Annotated in this window: 7 protein-coding genes and 1 tRNA gene; 3 read left to right on the top strand and 5 right to left on the bottom strand. The window is 47.1% G+C overall.

All coding sequences use genetic code 11. The features are described from left to right. Positions 1 to 98 precede the first annotated feature (98 nt). Together ACMJ0U_RS09100 and ACMJ0U_RS09095 are read right to left on the bottom strand one after the other, a co-directional pair. Positions 99 to 172 (bottom strand) — tRNA-Arg (locus tag ACMJ0U_RS09100). Positions 173 to 254: 82 nt separating this feature from the next. Beyond that, positions 255 to 2,561, bottom strand: a complete 2,307-nt coding sequence (locus tag ACMJ0U_RS09095) for a patatin-like phospholipase family protein (RefSeq protein WP_417129652.1) — start codon at positions 2,559 to 2,561, stop codon at positions 255 to 257. A gap of 158 nt (positions 2,562 to 2,719) precedes the next feature. Between ACMJ0U_RS09095 and ACMJ0U_RS09090 the strand changes: the two genes are divergently transcribed. Together ACMJ0U_RS09090 and ACMJ0U_RS09085 are read left to right on the top strand one after the other, a co-directional pair. Continuing rightward, the gene (locus ACMJ0U_RS09090) at positions 2,720 to 3,589 is read left to right on the top strand and encodes a PepSY-like domain-containing protein (RefSeq protein ID WP_417129651.1); all 870 of its coding nucleotides are present in this window, start codon (positions 2,720 to 2,722) and stop codon (positions 3,587 to 3,589) included. A gap of 177 nt (positions 3,590 to 3,766) precedes the next feature. After that, the gene (locus tag ACMJ0U_RS09085) at positions 3,767 to 4,270 is read left to right on the top strand and encodes a thioredoxin family protein (RefSeq protein ID WP_417129650.1); all 504 of its coding nucleotides are present in this window, start codon (positions 3,767 to 3,769) and stop codon (positions 4,268 to 4,270) included. Positions 4,271 to 4,402: 132 nt separating this feature from the next. On the opposite strand, the gene dapA is transcribed toward ACMJ0U_RS09085, so the two are convergent. Further along, positions 4,403 to 5,296, bottom strand: a complete 894-nt coding sequence (gene dapA, locus ACMJ0U_RS09080) for a 4-hydroxy-tetrahydrodipicolinate synthase (protein ID WP_417129649.1) — start codon at positions 5,294 to 5,296, stop codon at positions 4,403 to 4,405. 113 nt (positions 5,297 to 5,409) lie between these two features. Then, complete coding sequence (ligA, locus tag ACMJ0U_RS09075) at positions 5,410 to 7,410, bottom strand: NAD-dependent DNA ligase LigA (RefSeq protein ID WP_417129648.1); 2,001 nt, start codon at positions 7,408 to 7,410, stop codon at positions 5,410 to 5,412. 74 nt (positions 7,411 to 7,484) lie between these two features. Between ligA and trmD the strand changes: the two genes are divergently transcribed. Next, positions 7,485 to 8,165: a tRNA (guanosine(37)-N1)-methyltransferase TrmD gene (trmD, locus tag ACMJ0U_RS09070; RefSeq protein ID WP_022053273.1), complete on the top strand. Its 681-nt coding sequence runs from the start codon at positions 7,485 to 7,487 to the stop codon at positions 8,163 to 8,165. A 312-nt stretch (positions 8,166 to 8,477) separates the two neighbouring features. Here trmD and ACMJ0U_RS09065 read toward each other — a convergent pair whose 3' ends face one another. Then, complete coding sequence (locus ACMJ0U_RS09065; RefSeq protein WP_417129647.1) at positions 8,478 to 9,053, bottom strand: hypothetical protein; 576 nt, start codon at positions 9,051 to 9,053, stop codon at positions 8,478 to 8,480. Positions 9,054 to 9,098: the final 45 nt, after the last annotated feature.

Genomic DNA, 9,098 nt, shown 5'->3' with positions numbered 1-9,098 from the left:
GCGACAGGATTCAAACCTGTAACCGGCTGATCCGTAGTCAGCTACTCTATTCAGTTGAGCTACGCGGCCAATCATTTCATTCAAACTAACAAGGAGAGTGACCGCGACAGGATTCAAACCTGTAACCGGCTGATCCGTAGTCAGCTACTCTATTCAGTTGAGCTACGCGGCCATGTCCTTTTTGTTTGACGGGTGCAAAGGTATGGAGTTTGTACGAAACTTCCAAATATTTTCTTTACTTTTTTCGATAAAACTTACTCCATAAACCGGCTTCCAAATATCTGCCAGCCTAGTGTGAGGCCTAAATTCCAGTTGCTATTCGGTGAACTATAGTGATTTAGGTATGCACATATGGATCCGAAAGGAAGCTTGACAACCAGGTCTAATTCTCCCATGTATTCGAATTGTGAGAACACTTTTCCATAGCTTGCCTTGTTACTTTCTTCCCGGATGGGGAAAATTGGCGCGAACCCATACATGCCTAGCCTTACCTGAAGTACGCTGTTGAACTGATAAATCGGACATATTCCTGCTCCTACAAACTGATTAGCCCGAAATGCTTCGTTGTAGGTGATTCTGCTGTGGGCTGTAGGTGCAAATTCTCCGGCCTGCATCATGGTGGCACGGTAATTGTGGCTAAAGTTACGCGAGGAATAATATGCTTTCAGATAAGTGCCTAATGAGATATGTGAATTCAGGGTATGATACTTTTCTAGCTCATAGGCTATTTGCAGCCACGACTGGATGTATTTATAGTTTTCTGTGTAAGTAGGATCCTCGCTTCCTGGATAGTAGCGTTCCACTCCCGTATAGATATGAGCGGCAAGTCGTTCGCGGCGTCCGGAAGTGGCGAACTGCCGGCTGTTAAGTGTATTTCCGTCCAGTGCTACCGAACCGCCAAATATGGTATATTTGCTGGCATCACGTACATCTGAAGTAAAGTCGATGACGTTGGTCTGGAAATACTGATCCTCCAGCTGGCCTATCCCTATGCCAAACTCCGCTTTCTGGCGGCTTAGAAAAGGCATGGACACAAACAGTTTGACAAACTCTTCTTTTTGCTTGTTGAAGATAGGAGTATTTCCTTTGCTCAAAAGTTTCTCCTGCTTCAGGTAGTCGAAGGTAGATAAGGAAGCAACCAGACGATATGAAGTCGGTAACCGGGTTGGCAAGTCAATACGTCCGGATAGTTGCAAGTTATTGTAGATTTGTCCCAGCTGTCCGTCCAGTGAGAATTCCTTGGATAAATTGTTCAAGTTATGGTAGGTAGCCCCCACATATACCTGATTGGCCCCGTTGGAGCCTACATTCCCTCCTACTCTCAGTGAAAGGTCATCCTTCATGCGTACTTTTAAGTCGAGGTTAAAATCGTTCTCATAAGGATTGTATATTGCGTGAGGAATAATTTCGGAAATCATATTATCGGATGACATCAGCCGGAAATATCCTTTCCGAAGCTCTTCCAGAGAGAACGTGCCATCTTCTTCGCTATGGAATTCCTTGCGGATGTATTTTTTCTGCTGGTCGTTTGCTCCATGAATGATGATATTGCGGAAACGGAGTTCAGGCATTTTCTTTTTGAATGCCATGCGTTCCTTCTCCAGCAAGCGATAGTCCATACGGCGCGATATCCGGTTCTTGATGGAGTCCATCAGTTCCATGGTACGCTTATATCCGATGTCGTGGAGTTCGTCAAAGCGGTTGAAGTCCATCAGGTTCACATCATCGTATTTGAAGGTCATCAGGATGCCCATGGAATCGGGTACGGAGTAATCTGTTTTTTGCATAATCATGCTTTCCAGCTGTCCTATGATGTCTCCCTCCTGAGGTTTTCCCGGGTTGGAACTTACCACGCTACCAATAATGATGTCCGGATGAAAGTCTTCCGTCATGACATTCACTGGAAAATTGTTGTATATCCCTCCATCGTATGCCAGTACAGAATCAATTTCAATGGGTTTGAACATGCCTGGAAAACTCATAGAAGCACGTACGGCATCCCCTAAATCACCTTTCTTGAAAATAATCGGGCGTTTGTTATATACATCAGAAGCCACACAGCGGAACGGCACGAACAGTTTGTCAAAGTTTCCCCGGCAGAGTGCAGTGGCCTGTCCGAACAGTTCCACAAATGCCAGGTTCATCTGTAACGGGTCTACTACACTGGAAGGCAGAAACTGCGTCTTTACCTTGTGCAGTGGATTTTTCAGTGACACACGGATGTTGATAAATTCTGGTGTAGGTGGGTTACGTTTGAAATAATAGATATATTTTTCCTGTATTCCTCCGGAATACCATCGCTTGAAATCCTCTGATTTGATGAGTTTTTCCATGTCATCCGGCGAATATCCCATGGCGTAGAGCGATCCGATGATAGCTCCCATGGAAGTGCCCGTGACATAGTCGATGGGAATGTTGTTTTCTTCCAGTGCGCGGATAATGCCGATGTGTGTCAGGCCTTTTGCTCCGCCTCCACTAAGTACCAGTCCAACTTTTTGGGCCGATACAGTAGAGAAAAACAGACAGAAAAAGACCCATAATATACTGTGTATATTTCCCATATAATAAATTTGCAAGTTGTTTAAGCCCAAATATACGCATAAAAATAGACTGGGCATGCGAAATGACATTTTTTTTCGAACTTCGTGAGCTATTTCAATTTCTTTTCAGAATCATGTCGGACATTTGTCACAAGCAAAAGAAAAAAGGAACACTTATTATGAAGAAATTTGTATTTTGGGCAATGATGACACTAGGTGTAGTCGGCCTGCAGAGCTGTGATAAAGACGATGACAACCACGTACAAGTATCGGCCAACTTGCAAGAAGCTTTCGATACCCGATATCCGAATGCTTCGAGTGTGAGATGGGAGCAGAAAGGTCAGTTTTATGAAGCCGGATTCGTAGATAACGGATATGAAAACAAGGCATGGTTTACTTCCGACGGTGTCTGGGTAATGACGGAGTATGACATTCCTTTTACACAATTACCGCAAGCCGTGCAGGATGCTTTCAAGACAGGGGCGTATGCTTCGTGGAAGGTAGACGATGTGGATAAGATTGAGAAAACCGATGCAAGCGTGATTTACGTCATTGAAGTGGAATCGGGTGAAAAGGAATATGAACTTACCTATCTGGAAGACGGTACGCTGATTGGTGAAGAGGCCGAATGGGGAGAACATATGCCTGTAGCCCCCGAACAGATTTCCGAAGTGAAGAATCTGGTAAAGGCAAAATATCCTCAGGCTGTGATTCTGGATATTGAAGAAGAAAAAGGAGGTATCGAAGTGGAAATCCGTGACGGCGGCCGTCAGAAAGAAGTGTACTACAAACTGGCTGATGGAGTCCTTTCTTGGATACATACCACATACGAAATAGAAGCGCGCGAATACCGTACCCTTCCCGAGGGCGTACGCCAAGCTTTGGCTGATTTGTCAGGAAGCGGAATGGAGGTTGACGACGTGGAATTTTTTGAAACAGAAACCGGGAATTATTACCGTGTGGAAGTGGAAGACCGGGGTGCCGACAAGTACGTTTACGTGGCAGAAAATGGGGAGATGCTTCAGATGAAACTTAAAAAATATGCTTAAAAACATAAAATAATAGGATTTTCTGAGTCTTTTCAGGAAATAAAGCGTATATTTGCAGCGGATTTCCCAGATTCACGTGGCCGGGCAGTCCGCTGTTCCGGTCACAGAAGTAATGTTCCGGGCAGGAAATCACTGTAAGGACACAGTACCGGATAGTATTAACTAAAATCAAATTACATGCTCAAAAATGTAAAGTGGTTTTTTGTTGTATTAGTATTCAGTTCCTTCATTTCTCTGTCATTTGACACGAGAAAGACTCCCACCGAGAAACTTCCGCTTGGAGCACAGGCTCCGGAGTTAGTACTCGGAAAAGAAAAGCAGCCGCTCAGCCTGCAAGCCTCTAAAGGCAATTACATTCTGCTGAGTTTCTGGGCCAGTTACGATGCCGCATCGCGTACCCGCAATGCCAGATTGCACAATGTGGTTTCGGACGATGCCCGTGTTGAGATGATTTCCATTTCGTTTGACCGCTACCAGTCTGTATTCAATGCGGCGGTTCGTCAGGACGGTATCAGCGATAACGTCTATCAGGAAATGGAAGGTGAAAATTCGGAGATATTCAGGTCGTACGACCTGAAGCACGGATTCATCAATTACCTGGTGAATGACCGTGGAGCCATTGTGGCGAAGAATGTAACTCCCTCCGAACTGGCATCGCTTCTGTATCAGGCAGAAAATTGATGCCCGCCCTTTGAAGAAGATGACTTTGGATACAACAAAAAGCAAAGAGATTTCAAATTAGACAGACTTGTCTGTACAAAATTTGAAATCTCTTTTTTTATGCGGTCACGGCAGGCTTCTGCCGTGATTCCTTTAGCATTTAATTTTCAGTTCATCCAGTATGCGGCGCATCTGCTCGTAAGTGGTGATGCGGGTGGGAACCAGCGGCAGGCGCAGACGGTTCTCAATCATTCCCATCATGCTGAGCATGGCTTTCACTCCGGCAGGGTTACCGTCGACGAACAGCAGCTTGAACAGCTCCGTAAACTTGTGGTGAATGGTCAGCGCGTTGTTGTAGTCGCCGGCCAGTGCCAGGCGAGTCATGCGGCTGAATTCACGCGGAAAGGCATTTCCGATGACGGAAATAACGCCCACGGCTCCCAAGGTAATCAGCGGGAAAGTGATGCCGTCGTCGCCCGAAATTACGTCAAAATTTTCCGGTTTGTTCTTGATGATGTCATCCATCTGCGAGATATTGCCCGATGCTTCCTTGATGGCCACGATGTTCTTGAAGTCGCGTGCCAGACGCAAGGTGGTTTCCGCCGTCATGTTCACACCGGTACGTCCCGGCACATTGTAGAGCACGATGGGAAGCTTGGTAGCTTCGGTAATAGCCTTATAGTGCTGGTAGAGACCTTCCTGCGAAGGTTTATTATAATAAGGAACGGCCACCAGCACGGCATCCACCCCTGTAAAGTCTTCATTTTTCAGCGTGTTGAGCACCGTCTGCGTGCAGTTGCTTCCGATACCTAACAGAATAGGTACACGACCGTTGACGCGTTCTATCACCACTTCCTTGATTTGTCTTTTTTCTTCTTCCGTCAGTGTCGGTGTTTCCGCAGTGGTACCTAATACACAGAGAAAATCCACCCCATTTTGTACCTGATATTCCACGAGCCGCACCAGCGCGTCATAGTCCACGCTACCGTCGCTCTTGAAGGGAGTAATCAAAGCCACTCCCATTCCTTTCAGTCTTCTTACTATCATAAATGAAATATAATCGCTTTAACAAGTGTACAAAAGTACGAATATTTTCAATTTAACCTATAGATTTAATCGTTTTTTTGCCTTTTATAAATAATTTGTAAAGGAATGGCACTTTATTCGCCAATCATTCCGAGGAACTCCTCTTCGTTTACGATGCGGATGCCCAGTTTTTCAGCCTTTTCCAGCTTGCTGGGCCCCATGTTCTCTCCGGCCAGGATGAAGCTCGTTTTTTTGGAGATGCTGCCCACGTTCTTTCCGCCGTGCTTCTCAATAAGCGCCTTGTACTCGTCGCGTGAGTGGCGGGCAAATACGCCGCTGATGACGATGGACTGGCCTTGCAGCTTGTCGGTCTGTCCGGCGGTCTCTTCTTCGCTGACGGCCATCTGCACTCCGGCTTCACGCAGGCGTTCGATGAGCTGGAGATTCTTTTCGCTGTGGAAATAACGCAGGATGCTCTGTGCTATCTTGTCGCCGATTTCGTCCACATGAATCAGGTCGTCCAGCGTAGCCGATTTCAGTTCGTCGATGGAGCGGAAGGCACGGGCCACTTTCTTGGCCACGGTTTCGCCCACAAAGCGGATGCCCAGTGCAAAGATGACGCGTTCGTAAGGAACGGTCTTCGATTTCTCCACTCCCTGTATGATGTTCTCGGCCGATTTCTCACCCATACGGTTCAGGCGGCAGATGTCCGCAGCCTGCAGCGTGTAGAGGTCGGCCACGTCGTGAATCAATCCCTCCTGATAGAACTGGTCGACGGTTTCCGGTCCCAGCCCTTCGATGTTCATGGCGCGGCGGCTGATGAAATGCTCGATGCGGCCCTTTATCTGTGTGGGGCAACCGTCTTCGTTCGTGCAGTAATGTGCGGCTTCGTCCTCATAGCGTACCAGTCGGCTGCCGCATTCCGGACAGTGTGTGATGAAGGTCACCTTCTCGCTTCCTTCCTGACGTGCATCCTTATCTACTCCCGTAATCTTCGGAATGATTTCGCCGCCCTTTTCCACGTACACCATATCGCCCAGATGCAGGTCGAGCGACTCGATGATATCGGCATTGTGGAGCGAAGCACGTTTCACCACCGTACCCGAAAGCTGTACCGGTTCCAGATTGGCCACGGGGGTTACCGCTCCCGTACGCCCCACCTGATACGTCACCTTCAGCAGTTTGGTGCAAGCCTGTTCCGCCTGAAATTTATAAGCGATGGCCCAGCGCGGCGACTTGGCCGTGAAGCCCAGGTTACGCTGCTGGCGCTGTGAGTTGACCTTCAGCACGATGCCGTCGGTAGCCACCGGCAGGTTCTTGCGTTCCAAATCCCAGTAGTTGATGAAGTCGAACACTTCCTCCAGCGTGCGGGCCTTGCGCATGTGCGACGACACCTTGAAACCCCAGCTTGCGGCTGCCTGCAGGTTCTCGTAATGCCCGTCGTGCGGCAGTTCCTCGCCCAACAGATAATATAGGTAAGCATCCAGCTTGCGCGAAGCCACAACTGCCGAGTTCTGCGACTTGAGCGTACCCGAAGCCGCATTGCGCGGGTTGGCAAAGAGCGGCTCTTCACGCTGCTCGCGTTCGCGGTTCAGTTCCTCGAACACCGTCCACGGCATCAGAATCTCGCCCCGGATTTCGAACCGGCGGGGATAGCCTTCGCCCGACAGACGCAGCGGAATGGAACGGATGGTCTTCACGTTGTCCGTCACGTCGTCGCCCCGTACCCCGTCACCACGCGTCACCGCCTGCACCAGTCGTCCGTTTTCGTAAGTCAGAGAGATGGACGTACCGTCGAACTTCAGTTCGCAGCAGATTTCGAAGTCCTCGTTCAGTGCCTTCCGCACACGTTCGTAGAACTCCCGTACCTCTGTCTCGGAATACGTGTTGCCCAGTGAGAGCATGGGATACTTGTGTTCCACCTGGCGGAACTCCTTGTTCAGGTCGCTGCCCACGCGTACGCTCGGCGAGTTCTCGTCGTAGTGCTCGGGGTGTTTCGCCTCCAAATCCTGCAGCTCGCGCATGAGCCGGTCGAATTCCTGGTCGCTGATGGTGGGTGCATTGAGAATGTAGTAGTTATGATTATGCGTGTGTAACTCTTCACGCAGCTGGTCGATTCTTTCTATTTCTGTCATGACATTAAAGCGTAATGTTTTCATGCAAAAGTAGCAAAAATATTCGTACTTTTGCAAAAAACAATCGCAGACAAATGAGAATAGACATTATAACCGTATTGCCGGAAATGATTGAAGGATTCTTCAATTACTCCATCATGAGCCGTGCTCAGAAGAAAGGAATTGCCGAGATTCACATCCATAACCTGCGCGATTATGCGTACGACCGTTACCGTAAGGTGGATGACTATCCGTTCGGGGGATGTGCCGGCATGGTGATGAAGATTGAGCCGATTGACCGGTGTATTTCTGCACTGAAGGCGGAACGTCATTACGACGAGGTGATTTTCACGACGCCCGACGGCGAGCAGTTTAACCAGAAGATGGCCAACACGCTGTCGCTGTCGCAGAACCTGATTATTCTGTGCGGACACTTCAAGGGCATCGACTACCGCATCCGCGAGCATTTCATCACGAAGGAAATCAGTATCGGCGACTATGTGCTCACGGGCGGCGAGCTGGCGGCAGCGGTGATTGCCGATTCGATTGTCCGCATCATTCCGGGAGTGATTTCCGATGAGCAGTCGGCTTTGTCCGATTCGTTCCAGGACAACCTGCTGGCTCCTCCGGTGTACACGCGTCCGGCAGAATACAACGGCTGGAAGGTGCCCGACATCTTGCTGTCCGGCCATGAAGCGAAGATTCGTGAATGGGAGTTCCAGCAGTCGCTTGAACGGACCCAGCGTTTGCGTCCGGATTTGCTGGAAGGGAAATAAATAAAGTATTTGATATTTCGGACGTAATGTACTGGAGAGTGCATTACGTCTGAAATGTTTATATGCATGCCGGAAAGCCTTATTCTATCTAGTTGTACTACTGTAATGTTGGAGCCTCGAAATGGGATTTGGGATTTTTATTATTCTCCTAATCTGAATGGACTATATTATTTTGAATTAGCATTTTGAGTTATAACGATCTTCGTTGCCATCCATGTTGGCAAGCAATGACATCGTGTAATTATATTCAAATTGGAAAGAAGCATTAAATAAGAAATCATACAATCCAAATAATATTAGAATGCCGCTATGTCACTTTTCCTTTCTATATGTGTAAACCAAATAGTTTGTTTCCAAATCCTGATAATTATCTGATATGTCCACATGTAACAAAGTACAGTGTAATTTTAGCTTGAAAGAATTATCCGCAAAACTTAAAGCGGTAACAGAATAAATATCAGATAAGTCAGCATCCGACTTGTCATAATTCTTGAATTGAATGGTTTGGTATGAGCTTGGCGAATCAATATTCTCCAACCCGATACTCATAGGTATATACTTCAATCCACGTATCTTAAAATTTCCATTTTTTTCAATATATTCAGGGAAAGCAAGCTGTGTCTCAACCTTTATTTCTGTAGATTTCTTGTATCCAACTGTAGCGATATGATTCGTTTCAAAATATCCTAACAAGTTTTTGTATTCATGCAAAAGAGCATATCGAGCTACTCCGTCATTATCTAAATCTAAGGGTAAGCCCTCCCAATGCACATCTACCAATTCATATTCTCCGATAGCCATCTCTATTGATTGGGATGGTTTATCTTTTTCGCAAGATACAAAAAACAAGGAGCAAAATGCCGCAATGAGCATAAGACTGAATTTCATAAGGTTCTTTTTCAACTTAATCTTAAATGTTTTTTAGAATATGTA

The sequence above is a fragment of the Phocaeicola sp. genome (genome assembly GCF_048170425.1).
In the GTDB taxonomy this organism is placed as follows: Bacteria; Bacteroidota; Bacteroidia; order Bacteroidales; family Bacteroidaceae; genus Phocaeicola.
The sequence above is the reverse complement of the archived record's forward strand: the minus strand, read 5'-3'. Positions and strand labels throughout refer to the sequence as shown.